18 protein-coding genes are annotated in these 23195 nt (G+C 43.2%); all 18 read right to left on the bottom strand.

Annotated elements, in window-relative coordinates; all coding sequences use genetic code 11:
- Positions 1–125 precede the first annotated feature (125 nt).
- Positions 126–1415 (bottom strand): hypothetical protein, encoded by a 1290-nt coding sequence (locus tag GVT53_RS10040; protein WP_166248532.1) that lies wholly within the window; start codon positions 1413–1415, stop codon positions 126–128.
- Between the two features lie 175 nt (positions 1416–1590).
- The gene (locus tag GVT53_RS10045; protein WP_166248533.1) at positions 1591–2088 is read right to left on the bottom strand and encodes a hypothetical protein; all 498 of its coding nucleotides are present in this window, start codon (positions 2086–2088) and stop codon (positions 1591–1593) included.
- 168 nt (positions 2089–2256) lie between these two features.
- A complete protein-coding gene (locus GVT53_RS10050; protein WP_166248534.1) occupies positions 2257–2802 on the bottom strand; it encodes a DUF2004 domain-containing protein in 546 nt (181 codons plus the stop codon).
- Positions 2803–2912: 110 nt separating this feature from the next.
- Positions 2913–4136, bottom strand: a complete 1224-nt coding sequence (locus GVT53_RS10055) for a site-specific integrase (RefSeq protein ID WP_166248535.1) — start codon at positions 4134–4136, stop codon at positions 2913–2915.
- A gap of 781 nt (positions 4137–4917) precedes the next feature.
- Positions 4918–5127 (bottom strand): heavy-metal-associated domain-containing protein, encoded by a 210-nt coding sequence (locus GVT53_RS10060; RefSeq protein ID WP_090297511.1) that lies wholly within the window; start codon positions 5125–5127, stop codon positions 4918–4920.
- A 27-nt stretch (positions 5128–5154) separates the two neighbouring features.
- On the bottom strand, positions 5155–7413 hold the full coding sequence (locus tag GVT53_RS10065; protein WP_166248536.1) for a heavy metal translocating P-type ATPase: 2259 nt from the start codon (positions 7411–7413) through the stop codon (positions 5155–5157).
- Positions 7414–7706: 293 nt separating this feature from the next.
- Positions 7707–8045 carry a DUF305 domain-containing protein gene (locus tag GVT53_RS21050; protein WP_235855789.1) on the bottom strand — a complete coding sequence of 113 codons (339 nt, stop codon included), beginning with the start codon at positions 8043–8045 and terminating at the stop codon, positions 7707–7709.
- Between the two features lie 336 nt (positions 8046–8381).
- Positions 8382–8606 carry a heavy-metal-associated domain-containing protein gene (locus tag GVT53_RS10075; RefSeq protein ID WP_161594393.1) on the bottom strand — a complete coding sequence of 75 codons (225 nt, stop codon included), beginning with the start codon at positions 8604–8606 and terminating at the stop codon, positions 8382–8384.
- Positions 8607–8810: 204 nt separating this feature from the next.
- Positions 8811–9398, bottom strand: a complete 588-nt coding sequence (locus tag GVT53_RS10080; protein WP_036383511.1) for a helix-turn-helix domain-containing protein — start codon at positions 9396–9398, stop codon at positions 8811–8813.
- A 273-nt stretch (positions 9399–9671) separates the two neighbouring features.
- Complete coding sequence (locus GVT53_RS10085; RefSeq protein ID WP_166248537.1) at positions 9672–10373, bottom strand: PepSY domain-containing protein; 702 nt, start codon at positions 10371–10373, stop codon at positions 9672–9674.
- Complete coding sequence (locus GVT53_RS10090) at positions 10373–10870, bottom strand: YybH family protein (protein WP_036385862.1); 498 nt, start codon at positions 10868–10870, stop codon at positions 10373–10375. The genes GVT53_RS10085 and GVT53_RS10090 overlap by 1 nt, the downstream gene beginning before the upstream one ends.
- Before the next feature lie 340 nt (positions 10871–11210).
- Positions 11211–11669, bottom strand: a complete 459-nt coding sequence (locus GVT53_RS10095) for a heme-binding domain-containing protein (protein ID WP_036385864.1) — start codon at positions 11667–11669, stop codon at positions 11211–11213.
- Positions 11670–12299 carry a DUF3347 domain-containing protein gene (locus GVT53_RS10100; protein ID WP_067035964.1) on the bottom strand — a complete coding sequence of 210 codons (630 nt, stop codon included), beginning with the start codon at positions 12297–12299 and terminating at the stop codon, positions 11670–11672.
- A 131-nt stretch (positions 12300–12430) separates the two neighbouring features.
- Positions 12431–13738 carry an APC family permease gene (locus tag GVT53_RS10105; protein ID WP_166248538.1) on the bottom strand — a complete coding sequence of 436 codons (1308 nt, stop codon included), beginning with the start codon at positions 13736–13738 and terminating at the stop codon, positions 12431–12433.
- The gene (locus GVT53_RS10110; RefSeq protein ID WP_036385870.1) at positions 13739–16195 is read right to left on the bottom strand and encodes a multicopper oxidase domain-containing protein; all 2457 of its coding nucleotides are present in this window, start codon (positions 16193–16195) and stop codon (positions 13739–13741) included.
- Positions 16196–16220: 25 nt separating this feature from the next.
- A complete protein-coding gene (locus GVT53_RS10115) occupies positions 16221–18062 on the bottom strand; it encodes an efflux RND transporter periplasmic adaptor subunit (protein ID WP_067035951.1) in 1842 nt (613 codons plus the stop codon).
- A gap of 4 nt (positions 18063–18066) precedes the next feature.
- Positions 18067–19290, bottom strand: coding sequence for a TolC family protein (locus GVT53_RS10120; RefSeq protein WP_166248539.1), 1224 nt, complete (start codon positions 19288–19290; stop codon positions 18067–18069).
- 1 nt (position 19291) lies between these two features.
- Positions 19292–23128, bottom strand: a complete 3837-nt coding sequence (locus GVT53_RS10125) for an efflux RND transporter permease subunit (RefSeq protein ID WP_166248540.1) — start codon at positions 23126–23128, stop codon at positions 19292–19294.
- Positions 23129–23195 lie beyond the last annotated feature (67 nt).

Here is a 23195-nt window from a genome sequence, read left to right on the forward strand (position 1 = left end):
TAGCCCGATTAAAAACGATAGCAAACAGCAAAAAGCTGGCCTTGTTAACGGTGTCCACTAAGTTGTTGAAATTGGCTTAAAAAGACGCATCATTTAACTCAGCTCTTTGCTATGCGTTCGATTTATTAATGCCTGTTGTCACAAAGTATGGGTATTGGTGGTTCGGTTTCATCCAAAACAGCAATGGAAGGACAACCAAAATTATGACCTAAAAAACCAAACATAATAACAGGTTTATTTATAAATAATTTTCCAGTCCACTGACTGTAATACTGCTCTTTTGAATCCTCTGTTATCAAAGGAATTAAATAAGTGCCTTCTGAATCTATTTGAACATTTTCATAAATAATATTCTTGGTTTTTGAATCAACGACTACAACATATCGATGTTTCATTTTTTCATCTTTAATCAAGTTTTGAATAAAATAATCGAGATTATTAGCTGAAAATATATAGGACTGACCAGCCTCGATGCCATTGAACCAACGTCTTCTGCTAACATCAATAATGTCAGTACTGAATTTTTTTGGAAAGTCACGGTCATCTATTCTTTTCCAAACTATGGATTCAAGCATACCTGTTTGAAAAGGATTTTTTTGGCCGATATATACGAAATTATCCGAATCTATAATTTTTCCATCTAAATCAAATCCAAATTCATAGGCATCTTCGAGATTGCTGTAATTATCTGAACCATATATATTGACACAGGCAATCGCGGGCAAATCCTTAATATTAAAACTTAAGATACTGTCATATTTAATTAGGTAGACAAATACTTTATCCGATTCGGATATTTTAAGTCCATTAATAAGTTTTTTTCTTTGATTTGGATTCAGTCTTATAGTGTCATTTTCTAAATCATTTTCTGTAAGTATTGATTCTTGGTTTCGTTTTCCATTTTCATCATAAAAATAGGTTTCTGATAGATTTAAAAAGGCAATTCTTGTTTTTCCATCTTTCTCTTTATAAAAGGGGGAAGAAGAATACAATTTTATATCAGACTTAACAGAAGAATATGACAAGAAACCATTGAATACATAAACTGTATCTAAATCTTTCTCAACACCTACCCATTCCCCTTTGATTACCCATTCTCCGTCTTTTATTTGGTCGGTAATATTGGTGTATTCAATAATTTTTAAATGAGTGTTCAATGGAAATTTACCTAAAACATTTCCATTAGGTAAATCTCTATAATTAAGCCCAGACCTCGCAACTACATATTTTTGCTCGTAATGCTTGGGTGTATTTTTTCTTTTTTTCTTCTCAACTGAATCTTTTGGTTGTTCAATTAATACTTTTTGCTCCACTTGCTTTTCTGTTCCGCTCTTTTTTTGTCCACTTGACTTCTCTTTACAACTAAAAGTCAAAAGCAATATTGATAGAAGAAATAGTTGTAAATGATTTGTCATATTTATTTCGTTCGGTTTTTCAAAACGTTCTTGTGTATAATAAGATACGACCTTTCGGGACAAAAGTGTCCGCCAAGAGTAAAAGATAATCGAATGCAGAATTTTCCGGCAGGCAAATCCGACCGCAATTGATTATGCACGTTGTTTGTATACATATGTATTCTACATATTATTTTTAAGTATACATTTCAATATTTCGAAGTGAATCCTCAACATGCTTTTTATAATCGCTCATCGCGATTTTAGCACATTGTTGTATTTCAAGCTCGGTCAAAATCGAACTTTTAAGGATTTGATTTTTCGAATTCCAATGTGATCCATTTAGGTAATAATCGAAATATCGTTTAACCATAAATTCCTTTGCGTATTGATATATACTCGACCGAAGAATATTTTTTTCCTTAACTAAGTATTCGAATACTTTTATTTTATCTGATTTTGTTTGATAACACATTTCCAAACCTTTCGCTATTTCAAATTCTAAATCTTGGTTCTTCTCCCGTTGAATTAATAGATCTAGACAAAATTTAGAAAGGTTTTCACTCGTATTTGGAAAGGCGATGATTAGTTCCACTAGGTCTTTGTTATTTAGACCTTTATAATATTCTTTTGTTTTTTTTGTCAACAAAATATCATGTCGTTGTTTAAAGGTGTCTCTCAGCTTTTTCAACATTCCAGTCATGGTTGTTTATGTAGGCCAGCGTATTTGTATATGATACGTTGTGGGTTTTGGTTAATTAATTTCGTTTAATCTTTTGTTTATTTTGCGCCGAGACTCTGTTTATAGCAACTGCGCCACAATGTTTAATATACTGTGTTGTGGTGTCGTTTTTTTTATTATTTAGCTTTCAATTGTTATTTTTTCTATTTCGCCTTTTTCGTTCAAAACCACTACTAAAATTTGGTCTGAATACTCATCAAAAACTTTATAGTCCAAAACGGCAAAAGAACTTGGTGAATCGGGATATATTCCAACCCTTTTAAGTTTAGTTGCGTTTAATAGTCGTAATTCTATTAGTAGACTTTGATCAGCGTCATTTAAATAATTATTTAATTGTTGAAAGTCATATTCTTGGATGTAGAAATTAAAATAGTCTTGGACCATTCCATCTTCTGAGATGTAATTTCGAAATTTATTCTGATTTTGTTTATCGATAGATTCTAAACTTTCTAAAATACTCCGAACATTACTTAAAGTTTTGCGATTTATTTTATCAAGTTCAAAGTTTAGGTCAATTGATACATTATTGTTATTAATCTTTATGTTTTCAATTTCATAGTCCCGAGCATTGGATAATGTAATTGTTCCGAAATATGGAAGTTCTTCGGTTTTGTTTTTACAACCAAAAAATGAGAACATAATTGCAATTATTAAAATTTGTTTCAAAATGTCTGTCTTAAATGCACCACAACTAGGTTATATGGATGTAAAATACATTTATATACTCCTAAAATGGAATAAAATCGATGAATTTGATTATTTCTTACTAAAAAGCTTTACTTATCGCCCATCGTTTCAACCAATTTCCTCATATCTTCACCGACTTTCTTTTCCAAGACCCTTGCATAAATTTGGGTGGTGGTAAGTTTGGTGTGACCGAGCATTTTGGACACAGTTTCAATTGGAACTCCATTGGATAGTGTTACCGTTGTTGCAAAAGTGTGTCTCGCCGTGTGGAATGTCACCTTCTTGTTTATCCCACAAGCTTTGCAGATTTCCTTTAGGTAATAATTGACCTTCTGATTACTGTAAACAGGCAATAGGACTTTTGTTATTCTCCTTTCGGCAGAATCTTCATATTTCTTGATGATATCCTTTGCTTGCGGCAGTAACGGGATTTTGAGTTTCTCGTCTGTCTTTATCCTTTTTGTAAACAACCAGTCGTTACCGTCTATTCCCTTAAGAACATGGTCAGGTGTCAATGCCTTCAAATCAATGTAGGATAGGCCAGTATAGCACGAGAAAAGAAACACATTCTTGCATTTCTCAACCCCCTCCTTTGTGAACGTGGTTTCTTCTATCAATCTCAATTCACGCTTAGTTAAATATTCCCGTTCGGTTTTCTCAAAACGCAGTTTATAGTTTTCAAAAGGGTCTTTTGTTATCCAATCCAACCGAACGGCCAACCTCGACATTTTCTTTAGCCGTTCCATATGTTTCATGGCCCCGTTGTTGGTGCATTTGGTCCGTGTAGATGGTCTGTACTTTCTTAGATACTGTTCAAAGTCGGAAATAAAACGATAATTCAATTTTTTGAGCTTTATATCCTCCATCCCATATTCCTCTTTTAAAAATAGGCCTACACATCGTTCTGTGATGTGGTAATTCTTTCTGGTTCCCGGACGTAAAGAAGTGTGCATGGTTCCATTGTGGTAGGCAATCAATTGTTTCAATGTTTTTCCGCCCTCATCTTCCCCAAAAAATCTTGCTTTGATGTATAATGGAGTGATTACTTTTTCTTCTGCCATCATCAATCTATGGGCCTCATGTAGTCCTGTATAAATTTGGTCCAGGTACTTGTTCAGGGAAATCACATAACTGGAAAAACCCTTGCCCCTTTTACGGTTATTGTCCCATAAATTGGCTTTTATCTCCCGATTTATGCTAAAATCGGTACGCTCACCATCGATGGTGATCCTACAATAGACAATCCGGTTCTCGGATTGCACCTTGTGCTTTCTAGTAAAGAAATTAATTGTTAAACGATTGTTTTTCTGCATGTTGCAACGTTTTAAACTGTTAATACTGCGAAAGTCAAAACACAAGCAAAATGCTTCATGAAGTCATCTAAAATTACAACATAAAGTGTAATAGTCTGCTCCCGATAAGAACACCCTTGATATGATTTTAGATGGTTTTAATTGATTTTAGATGATATGCCCAAAAACACAAAACACTGAAAATCATAAGATTAACAGTGTTTTGATTTTACTTAAACAAGGTAAGTCGGGATGACTGACCTCTTGACGAGGTGCTAACCCATTAATATCCAGAATATTATGTCGATTTTCCCAAAATAGGACATCCCATAGGACATCTTCGTGTGAAATAATGATTTTCACAACGTAAATATCGATATTTAAAATCAAACCACACCATCTTGTTTTATTTAATTTTAAATCAAAATAGACAAAGGAATTTTTGTGAGTTCAAAAGCTCATCACAAACAAGTTAAGCATCTATTCGGCCTATCGACAAGCAGATATAATAAGAACTTTGATTGTCAATTTTAACCTAGCCGTATAAATTACAAGATTTAGATTTTTGCCACCGGTGTTCCAGCCAAGCCATTACTGGTCCACCTTACATGATGGACACGATCGAGTTTAGAGATTTTGATTGCAGTGATACCTGAATCTTGTGATGTTTTCAATACTACCAATGACCATGCCTATACCGAAGTTGTGTAGAAAAATCCAATAAACTTATACAACCCGAATAGGATTAAGGTAACCCCCAATCCTATTCGAACCTTTTAATATATTCTTCTGGACGTTCCTTTTATTTCTTGGTCAAATGATATCCAGCCGATTCAACAGCAGAAGTGATTTCCTCTTCCGTGGCACTTGTGGTCTGTACGATCAACAATTTGTCTTGGGAGGCAAAGTCAACAGACCAATCGGTCACGCCATCCACCTTATCCAAAAATGGTTTTACGGTATTGGCACACCCACTGCACTTAATATTTGATTTGAATTGTAATGTACTCATGTTCATCGATTTTAAATTAGAAAATTACTATAGTTTAATCGTTTTAAGCCTCAAACTGTTCAATACGACCGATACACTGCTAAAAGCCATAGCGGCACCAGCGATCATCGGGTCCAACAAAAATCCATTGATCGGATACAGCAGCCCTGCAGCTATAGGAATTCCAATGATATTGTATATAAAGGCCCAAAAAAGATTTTGCCTTATACCTATAACGGTCTTATGGGAGAGCTTCAGCGCTTTGGGAATCGCATTTAAATCAGAGGTGATCAGGGTCATTTTCGCGACATCCATGGCTATGTCGGACCCTTTGCCCATGGCGATGCTGACATCTGCTTGGGCAAGTGCCTGCGAATCATTGATACCATCGCCCACCATGGCGACCACCTTTCCACTTTCTTGAAGCCTTTTTACAAAATCAGCTTTCTCTGATGGGAGCACTTCGGCTTCATAGCTTTTGATACCCACCTGTTGTGATACGGCTTCAGCTGTCATCTTGTTATCACCGGTCATCATGTAAACTTCCATACCATTCCCCTGCATTTCCCGTATGGCTTCCTTTGAGGACTTTTTTATGCTATCCATAATGGCCAAAATCGCCTTTACCTTGCCTCCACCGCCAAAGTATATGACCGTTTTGGCCTCCTGCTCTAACCCTTCGACCATGTGCCCCAGGTTGTCATCCATGGCGATTCCTTTTTCGACCATCAACTTATGATTGCCCACAAGGTATTGGGTTCCATCCAATGCCTCAGCTCGAACACCTTTTCCTGTAATACTATTGAAGTTCAAAATTTCGATCGGATTTACCTTTCTATTTTTTAAAAAGGAGACCACGGCTTCAGCCAAGGGATGTTCGGACTGTCCTTCCATGGCATATAAAATTTGCTCCAGGCCCCTGTGATCGGTCACATGGTCCGCAAAGACCATATCGGTCACCACTGGCTTTCCTTCTGTTATGGTTCCCGTTTTATCCAGGACAATGGCATTTACTTTGTAACCCAACTCCAAACTTTCCGCATCTTTGATGAGGATATTGTGTTCGGCCCCCTTGCCGATTCCCACCATGATGGCTGTGGGGGTTGCCAAACCCAGCGCACAAGGACAAGCTATTACCAATACGGCAACTGCGGTCAACAGTGCATGGGTAAAAGCGTCCTCACCTCCCAGGAACATCCAGGTGATAAATGTCACCACTGAAATCGTCATTACCACGGGAACAAAAATACCGGCAATCCTGTCCACCAATTTTTGTACGGGCGCCTTGCTCCCCTGTGCTTCCTGCACCATCTTGATGATCTGGGACAAAAGGGTCTCCCCTCCCACCCGGTCAGCTACAAACTGAAAGCTTCCTTTTTGGTTTACGGTACCGGCAAAAACTTTTTCACCCTTTGTCTTTTCTACAGGGACGGGTTCGCCCGTGATCATACTTTCATCAACATAGGAACTTCCTTTGGACACTGTTCCATCCACAGGGATTTTCTCTCCCGGTCTGACCAATATCGTTTGACCTACCTTGACCGAAGAAATAGAGATTTCCCTTTCCTCCCCATCTTCTATCACCTTTAAGGTCTTGGGCTGCAACCCTATCAATTTCTTTATGGCGGAGGATGTATTTGATTTCGCCTTTTCTTCCAATAATTTCCCCAATGAAATAAAGGTGATGATCACTGTGGCCGCCTCATAATATACATGGGGTTCCATGCCTTTACTGAGCCAAAATTCAGGAAAAAAGGTATTGAATGCACTGAACAAAAAGGCAATGCCCGTACTGAGTGCGACCAAGGTATCCATATTGGCCTTACCGAATCTGGCCTGTTTGAAGGCATTTATGAAAAAGCTTCGGCCAAACCAGAACAGGATAGGAACGGCAAGTACCAACGAAATCCACCTACCCGGGACCCAATCCATAAAAAACATCCCAAGAAGGAAAATGGGAAGTGTCAAAATAGCGGACCAAAGGGTTCGCTTTTTTATGGATACATAATGCTTTTTCGAAAGCTCTTCCTGTACTTCGGTAGGATCCTCGGCATCCACAATTATATTATAACCGATTTGACGTACCGCATTTTGAAGATCGCTTAGGTCCATAGCACTGTCATACTCCACAAGGACCGTACTGTTGGCAAAGTTGACACTGGCATTGTAGACCCCTTCGGTATGGCCCAGCATGGATTCCACGCTGGATGCACAGGCAGCACAGGTCATTCCAGTGACCGGGAAAGATTTTTTTGACACCGTCTTCGCTTTCCTTTCGGTGTCCTCAATAATATCGATTGCATCCATTTTCTACTCCAATTTGTATGGTACAAATTTCAGAATAGACCTAAAATGGACTGTTACGTTATTTACTGAAAGAGTTGTAGAATTTTCCGAAAAATCAACTTTTATCTTTCCTCGTCAAGTACTTATAATTGGTGAGTGGTTTATAGAATTCGGCAACATCTATGAAATCAGGTTCGCCCACGTCAATCTTTTTTGGAGAATTTGCCCCGATCAGTTTAGAATATATTCGATAGGACAAACCATTGTAGTGAACTTGGGGCAAAACAAGAATATTGGTAGTAAATAATCGCCTCTCATTCGGCCAGATTCTTTGTTTCTTCCCTAAGAGATCCCTCGAATTTAGGAATAGGCCGCTTTTCTTTTCCTGCTTCGGTTTCCACTATTCCATTTTCCTTGATGTCGTTTATCAACCACTGCATTTCCATTATCTCCCTGCGTTGTGCCTTGATAATTTCATTGGCAAGCTCCCGTACCCTGACATCTTTTATTTGAGAACGTTCACTGGTCAAAATAGCAATGGAATGATGGGGTATCATTCCTTCCATGTAGTCGACTCCTGAAACGGTAACCTGACTCCTGACCAGCCATATCCCACCTGCAATCAACAAAACACCCAAGGCTAATATTGACATGTTCTTGCGTCGGTCTTTATACATCTGTAGCATATATAGCAGCATAATAATGATCATCGATCCCCCCATGATCAAAGTCATGAAAAATCTAGTCTCACTATACCAAAAATGATCAATGATTTGATATGAGTGGGTGTACATTAAAAAAAACATGGCGACCATTGAAGTACCAATCATCGCAAAAAACTTTAAATAATTATTGGATTTCCTTTGACTATCTTCCATTGTGCAAATTTTATCTGGTTATTGTGATTATTCCTTGACTTTCGAGTATTGAATTGTTCCATTCCAATTGTAGGCCTGACAATTTACCTGTTCCAGTTATCGTATATCGGTTCAATTGGCTTTGTTCATCGCTTGTATTTTATATTGACCCCCCTTATTTTCCAATGCCTTTTGTAGCTTTTCAAGGGGGACCTCAAATTGCGACTCCACTGTAGCTTCTGCGTTTTTTAGATCGACCGCTACATCGGCTACACCGGCCACATTGAAAAGAGCTTCTTCAACGTGCCCCCTACAGCCATCACAAGTCATTCCTTCTATTTGGTATCTTCTTTTCATGTTGTGATCATTTTTTATTTTAACAATTTTACACCTAGAATCAACAATGTTGGTTCCAACACGTATGGGAAAAGTAACACTTTCTGTATAAGGGCGTTGTTTGAAAAAAAACAAACCTTGACCCATTTGCGAAGAAAGGTGTTTTTTAAATAGCGTTTAGGAGGCTGGTTCCTTGGAAAGGTATTGCGCCCTTAATGGTAGAGGTTAAATATCATCAAGCGATATTCTATTTTGTATGGCACTTTTCTTAAATTGTGTAGGTGTCATTCCAGTAACTTTTTTAAATTGGTTGCTTAAATAGGCAACGCTGCTATAGTCCAATTGAAACGCTATTTCCTTTAAGCCCAATTCGTCATAAACAAGAAACTCTTTGATCTTTTCAATCTTTTGGTTGATGATATATTGCTCCAAGGTAATGCTTTCCACCGCGGAAAACAGCGAACTAAGATACTTATAGTCAAGATGCAATCCATCGGAAAGGTATTCGGGCCATTTGACCTTTTCCATGGGTCCGGTGTAGTGTATCGCCTCAATCACTAGGTTTTTGATCTGTTCTATCAACTGACCTTTACGATCGTTGATGATCGTAAATCCAATTTTCTCAAGTCGTTCGTTGAGACCTTCCCGTTTTTCAGGCGTGATTTTCCCATTGAGGGTTATTTCACCCAACGACACATTCATATAGGGAATGCCCTCATCGTCCAAAATACCTTTGACGGCCATGATGCATCTCGGACAGACCATGTTTTTGATGTACAACACATCTTTCGATTTACTGGACCCAACTTCCATATCATGCAGTGAATTTCCACAGGGCCTTCAAAAAAATGACGACCACTGCCAATATAACGATCAATATCAAGGCCAATATGCCAAGGATTTTCATTCTTTTTTCCTTTCTATTCTTGGCCGGGTCCCGTTTCCTTTTCGCCAGCCCCCTTTTTTTCTTTCGTCTTTGCCTCCTAAGTTCGCTCATTTTTCCCAAAATGGTTCAACTGGCACAATAGTCAACTATTTGCTCCTAACAGGAGTCCTTTGCCAAATAAGTATGTCAATGTGTTTGAACTATCGCCTTTTCCATAATTTTCTGATCGTTGGTGAGCTGACATACCACAACAAGAATCCACTCAAAACGGTAATCAATCCCATCAGGGAAAAAATCCGTAAAACCATGGTGTTAAAATCGTCCCGTCCCTCATAGTCCATGGTATGGGTCATCCACAAAAAATCGAACCATCTCCAGGACCGATGCCTTACACGTTGAAACGACCCATCGGTCTCTGAGACATACGCTTTAAGGTTTTCATCCGTTTCATAGGTGATCACATAGGCCGGTAATGGACGTCCACGATACTCGTGCTGCCCACCTGTTTGGGTGAGTCTTTCAACACTTTTGACCTTAAGTTCGGGCAACATATACTGTGAAGCAACGGCCAAGGCCTGTTGTTCATCGATACCCTTTTTGATCTCCCCCGTTTGTGCATCCATCAAAACCTCACCATTGATCCAATAATAGGGACTTCCCCCTATATTTCTCATTTCCAAAGATTTGATTTTAACGTTCCCGTGTCCATTGGGAGCAATTAAATTCCCAAATTCTGACTGGTCCGGATGCTCCTTGATGAATTGATCTCCATGGATCTCGTCAATGTCCGTCCAACTAAAATATAGTCCACTGATGGTCCACATTAGGAACTGGATCCCAATAAATAGGCCAAGATATCTATGTATCTTTCTGACCTTCATCGATGTTTTTCTTCCGACCATTAGTTCTTCCCGTTGTTCCGTGAGGAGTTATGCATCTTTACAATTTTCCAATCCCCATCCGTTTTTTTAAGGATGGTGGTGGCAACCCCTTTTCTGCTGATCGTTTTGCCCTCACCTCCATTTTCCGATTTTAGGCCAATGGTATAGACATAGCTTTCCGTAGTAAAGGCAAAGGGTAGCTCCACCTTCACTTCAATGGTATAATCCGAGAACTTAAAACTGTTGAAATGTCCAAGTTCTGGACCTATATGATGGTCGTGATAATGTTGATAGGTGCCTTCCACGCCCCCGGATTCAAAAACTTCGGAATCTTCCGCAAAAAGCTCCAAGGTACCTTCCGTGGTCAAGTTTTGCAGTGCTTCTTTATAGCTTTCCAATATCCTCAGCACAGCGGCCCTGTCCTGGTCTAGGTTTTCCTTGTTAGGGTTTGTTTGGCCAAAGCTTGTCCCTGTGAGAAATACGGCCATTAGAAAAATCTGTAAAGTAATACGTTTCATTGGTTTGTTTTAACATTGTTTAGGTTAGTATATATTGTATGATAAAGGCTCCCAGGACAATCGAAATGACGATCCCATACAGGATATGGGCCAACCATTTTTTTAAAATGGCCTTTTTCGGCTGCACAGGTCCATTGTCACGACAACAATCTTTCATCCTTTTTTTCCATTAGTGCCTGACAAGGGAAGGGAACGATTAACTAACTAACTCACCAACCAATCAACTTTGGGTGTTCCCCTCCCTTTCAGGACTTTATTTCCTCATTCATAGTAACCGGACATGACCAACAACAATAGCAATATCGTTTGTCCCGGTTTTAGGGTAATTTCCATGTCATTTTCAATTATCCAATTCTTCCATTAGATCATTTACCAAGGTCAATATCCGTTCTTTCTCTTCCACCGATAATTTTGCATCCTTATGGATCAGGGTATAGGAAGATAGGGGCATCTTATCGTCTTCGATCTGACTTGCGATGGACTTTAGTTTGCTCCTTTTTCTTCGATCCGAATAGTCGCCCCATTCATTGAAATTGAGTTCTTCCTTTCCCTCTTTTATGTGTTCTTCCAAAAACCAGGCGATGGGTTGGACCTTATTGTACCACGGGTATTGGGTGTTGTTACTGTGGCAATCATAGCAAGATACCCGCAAATCGTGTTCGATATCCTTGGCAACCTGGTTCACCGACATGAAGTCCGTATCGGGAACCACATCGCTCAAGTTGGGATCTGTGGGCACAAACTGGATGCCCACAAATCCCAACAGCACTACCAATACTATGATTTTCAGTACTTTCATTTAATTGATTTCCTTTTGCACCTTACCACAGGTCAACATCTTACTTCCAAAAAATGGATTCTGGATTTCGCTACTTGCGCTGAGCCACGTTCCTCCTTGGTTGTTGTTGTACATGGGGCAGAATTGTTGGTACAAGGTTTTGGAAGTCCCGGTTATGGCAATAAAATCGACCATATCCTTGCCCAGTCCCTCAAAGTGTTCCCGTTGGTGACCGATATCACTTTTGGCGATATGCTCCCCATGTTCCTTGGCCACTTCAATGATATCGGACAGCTCCTTCTGTTGCTGTTCATCGTATACGCTGATATCAAAGCTGCCCAAGGCACTGGCCAAGGCTTGGCCCGATTTGGCCGCTTCATCCTTATTGTCCGCCACCAGGGCATCCTTCAGTTGGAGGTAGCTATCGATCACAGATGTGCCCTGTGCATCGGACGAACCCATATCATGGTCCATGGTCCCGTGGTCCATTTCCCCCGCAGAGCTCTCATGGTGATGGCCCTCTTCCGTTCCCATCTCCATATGGGCTCCTTCCTTGTCATTTGTTTCCTTCTTACCGTCCTTACAGGAAATCACGGTAACGGTCAATAGCGCAATGGCAATTGTACTTAATGTAACTGTTGTTCTTTTCATTGTAATTGATTTTAAGATTAATTCCTGATTTTGATTGCCCGGGGTCGGCATATTTGTATTATCCCCCATTATTGTTACTATTTTAATTTTTTCATCTAATTTTCCATTTCTCCCACGCAAGCACTCTACCCTTATTCTTCCTCGACCGTACGCTTTTTCCCCAAAAACAATCGTTCCCCGAAAAAAATAAGCACCATCAATACCAGGGCAACAATGACCACCAAAAGATCAATACCGGCCTTTGACCAAATAAAGGCGCCCAACACCAGTACATCCAGCACAAGGGCCGTAATGAGGATAATGGGATTTGCACCGATTTCCTTTCGTAGATTGTTTAGGACCCCCCAATGGATCCCGATATCCATGATCAAATAAAAGATGGCCCCCAATGCAGCGATCCGGCTCAGATCGAACAACATGGTGAGCCCTATGGCAATCACCACGGTATACACCAACATATGTTTCTGTATGTCCCCGGGAATCCCAAAATGTCGATGTGGTATCAATTCCTTTTCAGTGAGCATGGTGGTCATCCGGGAAACGGCAAAAATGCTGGCAACGACCCCGGAAACGGTGGATATGATCGCCAGACCAACGGTGAACCAGACCCCATATTTTCCAAAAGCGGGTCTGGATGCCTCGGCCAGCGAATAGTCCTTGGCCGCAATGATTTCCTGGATGGAAAGATTGGAAGAGACCGCAAATGCCACCATGAGATAGACCAGGGTACATATCACCAAAGAAATGACAATGGCCCGTCCCACGTTACGTTTGGGATCGACGATCTCATCCCCACTATTGGTAATGGTGGTAAAACCCTTATAGGCCAATATCGACAGTGCCAATGCCCCCAAATAATCCACCAGGGAATGCTCGGTCAAGGACTGGGAAGGAACGACCTGATCAAAGGTAAATCCAGCTGCCCAAAGGCCACCAATGGCAAAAACCGCTATCCCGCCGATTTTTAGTATGGCCATGACCAAGGACGATCCCCCGATAGCTTTGTTTCCCATCACATTGACAATAAAGGCTGTGATCAACAACAATACCCCAAGGATCGGGGGCCAGAATCCTTTCGACTCCACATCAAAAAGCTCCAATACGTAGGTCCCGAACGTCCGGGCCACCAAACTCTCATTGATGACCATGGAAAGGGCCATCAGCAGTGCACCGGTAGCGGTCCAGGCCGTTTTACCGTAAACCTTTTTGAGGTACATGCCAATGCCCCCGGCAGAGGGGTAGGTATTGGACATTTTGACATAGGTGTAGGAACTGAAACCTGAGATGACTGCCCCGATTAAAAAAGCAAAGGGAAACCATTGGCCGGAGAGTTCGGCAACCTGACCCAAGAGCGCAAAAATTCCCGCACCGATCATCACACCGGTTCCCAAAGCAATGGTATTGGTCAGACTCAGGCTATTTTTTTTGTATTCTGCCATTTAAAAACGGGCTAGCAGGCCTCCGCCCCAACCATATCGGTTGTTGTAATTGGCCTGGATTGAAAAATTACGTGAAAGGATATAGGAGGCCCCTACCAGCCATTGGGTCTCACTTTCATAGGATGAATTCCCCAAATCGTTGACCCATCCAAAATCGGCCCGAAATTCATATTCCCCCTCGAGGAAAATCCTGGGAAAAAGCAATAGTTCCCTATCCAACCTTATTCTTGGACGCAGCTGGTGGTCCATACTCACATCCATATTAAAGCGGTATGGGGTAAAATACTTGACCCCTATCAGTCCCACTGTATTGAAACGGTCATAGGAATCAGGGATGGAGGTTTCCGTGTTTACCCCTGCATAGACCCGTACCCAGTCATTGAGATACCTGTTATAATTGACTTCCACCTCGGCATTTTGGTCGTAGTCAAATTCTGCCCGTACCCCAAATTCATTCCTGATATTACTTGAAACAAGGAAGAGTTCATTAAAATTGGAACCCAATCTGGCAGCACCCCAAGCATAATAATGGTCAGTTTCATCTACCAACTTTTGAACAGGAAAATCCTTCATCCTCAGATCCCTTGGGGTATCATAACTGAAAACCCTGGCCATGCCCCCCATCATGTGGTAGAGGATATGACAGTGGAAAAACCAATCCCCGTACTCTTCATTATAAAATTCGATGACCACTTTCTGCATGGGCGGCACATTGACCGTATGTTTCAAGGGTGACTTTTCACCATTCTCATTGATGACCCTGAAATAATGCCCATGGAGGTGCATCGGATGGTGCATCATGGTCAGGTTGTTGAGGGTGATCCGGGTTACTTCCCCACCTTTGATCTTGATCTTATCGGTTTCTGAAAGTGGCACACCGTTCATACTCCAGATATACCGTTGCATATTTCCCGTCAGGTTCAACAGAATGTCATTGACGGGCAGATCGGCATTATAGGTAGTACTTTCCTTTGCTTTTAAGAAGTCATAGTTGAAATACGTTTTACGGGTATCGTAATCAAAAGCTGAAGTGTCTTTCTGCATCATTGGCATAGTCTGAACCATAGGGTTTTCCATCTTGTCCTTATGTCCGGTGGATTTCATTGACGTTGAATCCTTTTCCATTCCTGCCATATCCCCCATCTTTTTATCCATCTCCATGTGCCTATGATCTTCATTCGCATTCATAGGCCTTTTATCATCCATCTTCGCAATGGGTTTATCCTTTTGACCGCTCATTTCGGTCTTATCCATCGACATCCCATTGTGCATACCCATATCCATGCTGCCATCCTTCATGTCCATCTGCATCCCATACTTTTGCATCAAATATTCGGGTGTATTTTTCTTCTTGTTGCCGGCCATTGCCGGAGCTCCCATTTTCATGTCCATTTGGGCCATTTGTTTCATCATCGCCACTTTGTCGGGCCTATCGATGGTCGTTGCGGGAAAAAGCGTTCCCTGCCCTAAATGCAACGAGGTATGCCCGGAGCCGTCCTGTGCCGTGGCCGTTACCTCCAAAGTGCCTTCAGGAACGGTCACGATGACATCATAGGTCTCGGCAATGCCAAAAAGAAAACGACTTTTGGAAACAGGCTCCACATCGACACCATCCCCGGAAACCACCATGGGGTTACCGCCACCGAAATCCATCCAATAATAGGTGGAGGCAGAGGCATTGACGAACCGGAGCCGCACTTTTTCCCCTGGTTTGAAATCAGGGTATTCGGCCAATGTTTTCCCATTGGTCAAAAATGCGGGGTAGTAGATATCCGCAATATCCGCTCCTTCCATACGATCTCGCCAAAATTTGAGTTGTGCACCTAGTGCACCTTCCTTGATGACCCTGCTCAAGGGCACCGCGGTCCCTTTTTTGACCTGGTACCACTCGTTTCCCCGTTTAAGGTTTCGGAGCACGTTCATGGCCTTTTCGTTCGTCCAATCGGAGAGCACCACGACCAAATCCTTATCGTAGTCCAACGTCTTTTCCTTGGGATGGATCAGTATCGAGCCATACACCCCCTTTTGCTCTTGCAGCATGGTGTGGGAATGGTACCAATAGGTACCTGATTGGTTGATCGGAATCCGATATTGGAAAGTTGTGCCAGGTTCTATGGGCGGTGTGGTCAAATAGGGAACCCCGTCATAAAAATTGGGCAAGATCAATCCATGCCAGTGTACGGAGGTTTCCACATCCATCTTATTGGTCACGTTGATCAGGGCGAAGTCACCCTCGTTGAATTCCAAGACCGGTCCCGGAATACTCCCATTGATGGTCATTGCATCGGCAGTGACCCCACCGAGGGTCAATTTGTTCTGTTCCAGTACAAGATTGTATTCCCGAACGGGTCTACCTTCCTCTTTTCTGTCCTCACCATTTGTCCCCACTTGCCCAAAAACATGGGTCGTCAAGGCAGTTAGGACAAAAAACAAGATTTTAGATTTCAATATTTTCATCATTCATTCATTTACATTTGTTCAATTACATTTCATCGGTGATTTCACCGCAGGTCAACATAGCCTCTCCGAAATAGGGGTTTGTGATCTCTTTGGTCGTACTCAACCAATAGGCACCTTTGTTGTTATCGGCCATCGGGCAAAACTGTTCGTATATCTTTTGATCCACCCCAAAAAGCTTGATACCATTGGATAAATGGGCGGACAGCTGTTTAAAATGGTTGCGTTGCACCTTGACATCCGATATCTTTGAAATGGAATTCGCCGAACTGGAGATTTCCTTCGATATCGTCATCCAATGGCCGTGCGCCTTCTTGTCCGTCAATTGTTTCATATCCACATGTTCCAAGGCCGACAACACTTTTTTTGCAGCGGCATTTGCCTTGGTACCATTATCATTGACAAGGGCATCCTTTAACTCCAAGTAGGCGCTCAACACCTGTTTTAATTGGTTTTTAAAAGTCGCTGTCGCCGTCATTCGCTGGTTCATATCAGAATGGTCTGTTTTGTTTTCCAAGCCGGGATCCCCCATATCCATTTCCGAATGATCGCTACCGCCTGTACCCTTGTCATCCCCCATCTTCATGCCTCCGTGGTTATGTCCCGTCATGGCGGGCCCACCTTCAGGATTCATCATGCTCGGTTTCCCGGCCAATTGGGCCGCCGCGTCGATACTAAAGGTCCCGTTTACCGCGATCTCATCCCCTTCTTGCAGCCCCTCCTTGACAATGAAACCATTTCCCAACGATGGTCCCAAGGTGACATCGCGCAACACAAAATTCACCCCATTGGATGTGGTATTCTTGATGTATACCACAGAACGTTCCCCGGTCCACATCACTGCCGACTTAGGAATGGTTATCGCTTCTGATGCAATGGGCTGTTTTGCTTTTACGGTTCCGGAAGCGAACATTTCCGGCTTTAACCTTAAACCGGTGTTCCCGATCTCGATTCTGGCCTTGGCAACCCTTGTCATGGGATTGATCACCGGGTCGATATAGGAAATCCTGCCTTTGAAATTTTCGCCCGGGAGGGAGGGTATGGTAAAGACCACTTCGTCGCCTTTCCTTACCCAGGGCATGTCGGACTCATAAATATCGAACAATACCCAAACGCTGTTCAGGTTGGCAATTTGATATAATGCCTTGCCCTTGTTGACATAGTCGCCAAGGTTTACCATTTTTTCGGTAACGTAGCCTGAAACATCGGCATGTATCGGCAATTCCTCCTTAACGGTCCCGGATTGAAGTATCTGTGCGATTTGGTTGTCGGAAAGCTTCCAGTTTTTTAATTTTTCCTTGGCGGCATTAAAAAACTGCGGTTGGGTGTCCGCTACCTTTCTTGCTTCAAAAAGTTCCTCTTGGGCAGTGACCAGGTCAGGGGAATAAATATAGGCGATGATCTGCCCCTGTTTGATGTACTCCCCTGTAAAATTGACCATTAGCCGTTCCACCCTCCCGGGAATATGGGAAGATTGGGAATAGATCGATCGTTCATCCGCTTCCACCTTTCCATTAAGATCGATCAATTTGACCGGGGCGGTCTTGCCCACGATTTCCGTAGTGACATTGGCAAGCTGCATGGCGGTTTTCGACATGCTAACGGCCATGGGGTCCAGTTCCGAACCGTTGTCATTTTCCAAAGGGATCAAGTCCATCCCACAAATGGGACAATCTCCCGGTTCCGTCTGTCTGATCTGGGGATGCATGGAGCAGGTCCAAATGGTTTCTCCCGATACTTCCGAAGTATGTTGGTGTTCCTCTGTGGCATTGCCCTTGGAGCCCCCGAACAATAGCCATCCCAGCAAAAGTCCAAGAACCAAGGTGGACAAGGCTATTTTTACTATTTTTTGTGTTTCTGATTTCATCTGATTATTTTTTTGCCGTGATATAGTTAAACTTGGCCAACGCTATTTCATATTGCGTCAATGCGCTTATTTTCAATTTAGTATACTTCAACAATTGTTGCTGCATTCGTAACACCTCCTCGAAGTCCTTCCCGGAATTCCCATAGGCTGTGAACAACAGATTGAGTGCTTGTTCCGATTCCATGATCTGTTCATCAAAGAGGGAAATCAAATCCGTCTGCTGCCTTATGTCAAAAACGGCCATTTCATAATTGGTCTTCAATGTATTGGTGACTTCCTTTTTTTGCAGTGCATAACTTTCCTGCATCAATTGGGCCTCCTTTTCGGCTGCCCTGTACTTACCCCTGAATAGGGGCAGGCTCAAGGTAACCATGGGCATCAATACATCCTTGCCATTATCGGGAACCACCATGTCGGTACGCTTATCAACCATTACATAGTCCAGTCCGATCCCAACTTTTGGCAAGCCTTGTTTAAGGGCTGCCCTTTCAGAGACCTCTGCTGCCTTGACCTTTAATTCCAGGGAATTCAAAAGCGGATGGTCCACCACCAAGGAATCTTTTGTGTAATCAATGGGCAGTACATTGACCCCAAAGGTCTCAGGGATGTTTATTTGTTCATCTTCCTTACGGTCCAATAGTTTATTGAAGGACGCCAAAAGGGGGATTTCCTTATGTTTAAGGATACCCAGATTCGTCCGGGCTTCCTTTAAAAGCACGTCCACCCTTAAGACATCGACCAATGATCCCAGGCCGTTTTTAAATTTCGTATTGGAAACCGTCTTGTAGGATTCCAGAATGGCGATGTTGTCCTCTTCGATCCGTACCCACTCCTTAAGTTCGTACAATGGAAAATAAGCTGCTGAAACCTCGTAATAAAGTTTGTTCCTGGCATCCAAAAAAGACTGGTACTTGGCCTCTGCCATAAGTGCAGCGGCATCACCTTGGGCCTTTAAGGTTCCAAACCAAGGAAACATCTGAGTCAGTGAAAACCTTGCCTTTTGGGGCCCTACCCGGGTTTCGACCGGGGAGATGAAGTACCCAAAGGACAGGTTTGGATCTGGTAAAGCCTTTACCTGCGGTACCTTTTGTAACGCCGCCTCAAAATCTTTGTACTGTGAAAGAAGCCCCGGGTTGTTCCCAGCAGCAATCTCAAAGTAGTCTTCCAAGGTCTGGCCATTGGATAGGATACTTGTCAAGATAAATATAATGGTCACTACCTTTTTCATTTTACTGTATTTTTTTCAATGCTTTGTTGCGATTTTTAATGACTGTTTCCCTCCAATAGGCTTGGAGTACCGGGACCACGAACATGGTCATGATCTGTATGGTCATTCCCCCAAAAGTCGGGATGGCCATGGGAATCATAATGTCGGCCCCTTTTCCGGTCGAGGTGAGTATTGGTAAAAGGGCGATAATGGCCACCGCTGCCGTCATCATGGCGGGACGCACCCTTTTTTTCCCGGCCTCCAAAACTGCCGCTCTCACATCCGGTACGGTTTGAGGGTTCTTTTCCTCGAAAACCTGGTGGATGTACGTACCCATGATGACACCATCATCGGTGGCAATACCGAAAAGCGCGATAAATCCTACCCAAACCGCAACGCTTAAGTTGATCGTGTGCATTTGGAACAGATCGCGCATGTTGACCCCTGCAATGGCAAAATTCATGAACCAATCCTGACCATAGAGCCAGAGCATTATGAAACCTCCCGCAAAAGCAACAAAAACGCCTGAAAAATGGATGGAGGATGCGATGACCGTCTTGAACTGAAAAAACAGGAGCAAGAAAATCACGATCAAACTGATCGGTATGACAATGGACAGTCTTTTCACTGCCCTGATTTGGTTCTCATAACTCCCAGAAAACTTATAGCTTATTCCGGCGGGAACCGTTAATTCCCCTGCATCGATTTTTTTCTGGATGGCTTCCTGGGCATCGTTCACCACATCGACTTCCGCAAAACCGTCCCGTTTATCAAAAAGCACATAGCCCACCAAAAAGGTGTTTTCGCTCTTGATGGCCTGAGGCCCGCGGACATATTCAAAATCCACCACTTGGGATAAGGGAATTTGCGCCCCTACCGGTGTGGGAATCAAAATTTTCTTCAACGATTCCGGGTCGTCCCTCAATTCCCTCGGGTAGCGCACCCGCACGGGAAAACGTTCCCTACCCTCAACGGTGGAGGTGATTTTCATCCCACCGATCGCTGTTTCGATGCTTTGCTGCACATCTTCAATGTTCAAACCATATCGGGATATCCCGTCCCTGTTGATATTGAGGTGCAAATAAGGTTTGCCGACTATTCTATCGGCGAATGCGGCTTCTGCCTTGACCGAGGGCACTTCCTTCAAGATACCTTCCAATTGCATCCCAAAATCCTCGATGGTCTTCAGATCGGGTCCAAAAACCTTGATCCCCATGGGAGCGCGCATTCCGGTCTGCAGCATCACCAACCGGGTTTCAATGGGCTGTAATTTGGGAGCAGAGGTTATGCCCGGGATTTTGGTGACCTTTACGATCTCATCCCAGATATCGTTGGGGGATTTGATATGGGGCCTCCAGTTTCGGAAAAACTCACCGTCCTCATCCACGATCAGGTCCTTCTCGGCAATCCCTCGCTGCAAGGCCTCCTCATTGGTCAAAGTGTCTTTATGCTGGGTAATGAACCTATCTTTTCGATCTACTTTATAACGGACCCTATGTCCGTCTTCATTCACAATGAATTCAGGTTTATAGTTGATGATGTTCTCATACATGGAAATGGGTGCAGGGTCCAGTGCGGATTCAACGCGACCGAGTTTACCGACAACCAAGTCCACTTCGGGTATGCTTCCCAAGAGCATATCCAACTGTCCAACCACCCTTTTGTTGTATTCCACCCCTGAATGCGGCATGGATGTCGGCATCAACAGGAACGAACCTTCATTGAGTGATGGCATGAACTCGGATCCTATTCCCGGGAATCTCTTGGAAGCTGCCTGCCATCCCGAGGTCTGTCTGACACTTTTCCAACCTACCGATTCAAAGCCTTTGGCCACGATTCCAAAGGTGCTATCGAACCCCAGCCAAACCAATACCCCAAAAAACAGGGTCACGAATGGGATGAGCATGAACTTTCCCTTGTTTTCCAGACACCACTTTAGGACCGGTGTATAGAAATGTACGATTCCCATCAAAGCGGCCAGGATAATGCCCACTAGAAACAACACAAAAAAGTAGTTGACCACAATACCGTTTTGGGGTCCCAAGGGCATCCATTCCTCGGTCAAGAAGAACGAGGCGATAAAAACGGTCAATCCCAAATTGATATAGTTGGGAAACGATTTATAGTGCTCCGGCCATTTGGGTTCCATCAAATTGTTCAACCCAATGAGTGAAATGACCAATGGCAACCACATCTGGGCATAGAATGCAAAGATAAGCCCGGTGGATATCAATAGAATGGACCAAAATCGTCGCACCCGTTTCTTGTCATAATCCACCCCCAGTACAAAATGGGCCAAGGCAGGCAGTACAACGATTCCCAGTACAAAGGCGCTCAACAGGGCGAAGGTCTTGGTAAAGGCCAGGGGTCTAAACAACTTCCCTTCTGCCGATTGCATGGCAAAGACAGGCACAAAGCTCACGACAGTGGTCGCCAATGCCGTGGTAATTGCCGAGGCCACTTCCACGGTGGCCCTATATATTACCTGAATGAGTTCCTTGCCCTTGGCACCATGGTTCTCGGGCATTTCCAAATGTCGGATAATGTTCTCGACGAACACGATCCCCACGTCCACCATCACCCCTATGGCAATGGCTATTCCGGAAAGCGCGACCACATTGGCATCTACCCCGGCATATTGCATGACAATAAAGGTCATTAGTACCCCGACGGGCAATAGACTGGATATGATCACAGAGGCCCTCAAGTTGAGGACAAGTACCAGTACAACGATGATGCTGATCAGTATTTCGTGCGACAGGGCATTTTCCAAAGTGCCTATGGTCTCGTGGATGAGCTGTGTCCGGTCATAAAATGGGATCACGGTCAATTGGCTTACCACACCATTGGCCAATGTCTTCTTGGGCAATCCGGGTGCGATTTCCTTGATCTTGTCCTTCACATTATTGATGACCGCCAAGGGATTGGAACCATAACGGGCGACCACTACGCCACCTACCACTTCGGCGCCCCCTTTATCTAGCACGCCCCTTCGTGTGGCCGGTCCCAAGCTGACCACCCCAATATCCTTGATCCGAACCGGGACATTGTCAAATACGGCAACCACGGCCTTTTCTATGTCTTCCGTATTTTTGACATACCCCAAGCCCCTGACCAAATATTCTGCTTGATTGACTTCAATGGTCTTGGCGCCCACATCCCTGTTCGACTTCCGTACGGCCTCCATGACCTTGTATAAGGGGATATTATAGGCCTTTAGGGCATCCGGATTTACATCCACTTGATATTCTTGGACATAACCCCCGATCGAAGCCACTTCGGACACCCCGTCCACGGCATTCAATCCATATTTCACATAAAAATCCTGGGCGGTCCGTATCTCGTGCAGATCCCATCCTCCCGTAGGGTTGCCATCCTTGTCCCTTCCTTCCAAGGTATACCAATATACCTGTCCCAATGCCGTGGCGTCGGGACCCAAAGTCGGGGTAACGCCATCGGGCAACAGACCCGTGGGAAGTGAATTCAATTTTTCCAGGATCCGGGAACGCGACCAATAAAATTCCACATCATCATCAAAAATGATATAGATACTGGAAAATCCAAAGATGGATGAACTACGGATTGTTTTCACTCCTGGAATCCCCAGTAAATAGGTCGTCATTGGATAAGAAATCTGATCCTCGATATCTTGTGGCGAACGTCCGGGCCATTGCGTGAAAACAATTTGCTGGTTTTCCCCAATATCGGGAATGGCATCCACGGGCACCGGGTCTTTGGGCAAAAAGCCCGTATTCCAATTGAAGGGGGAAGTGACAATCCCCCAGGTAACCAACATTATTAAAACGAGAACGGTCACCAGTTTGTTCTCTAAAAAGTATTTTATGATTTTATTGAGCATATCATGAGTTTATTGTGTTGGAAATAGTGAAATTGTTCCAAAGGCAATAAATACCTAGGGCCATGCC

Source organism: Flagellimonas oceani (genome assembly GCF_011068285.1).
GTDB classification, from domain to species: domain Bacteria; phylum Bacteroidota; class Bacteroidia; order Flavobacteriales; family Flavobacteriaceae; genus Flagellimonas; species Flagellimonas oceani.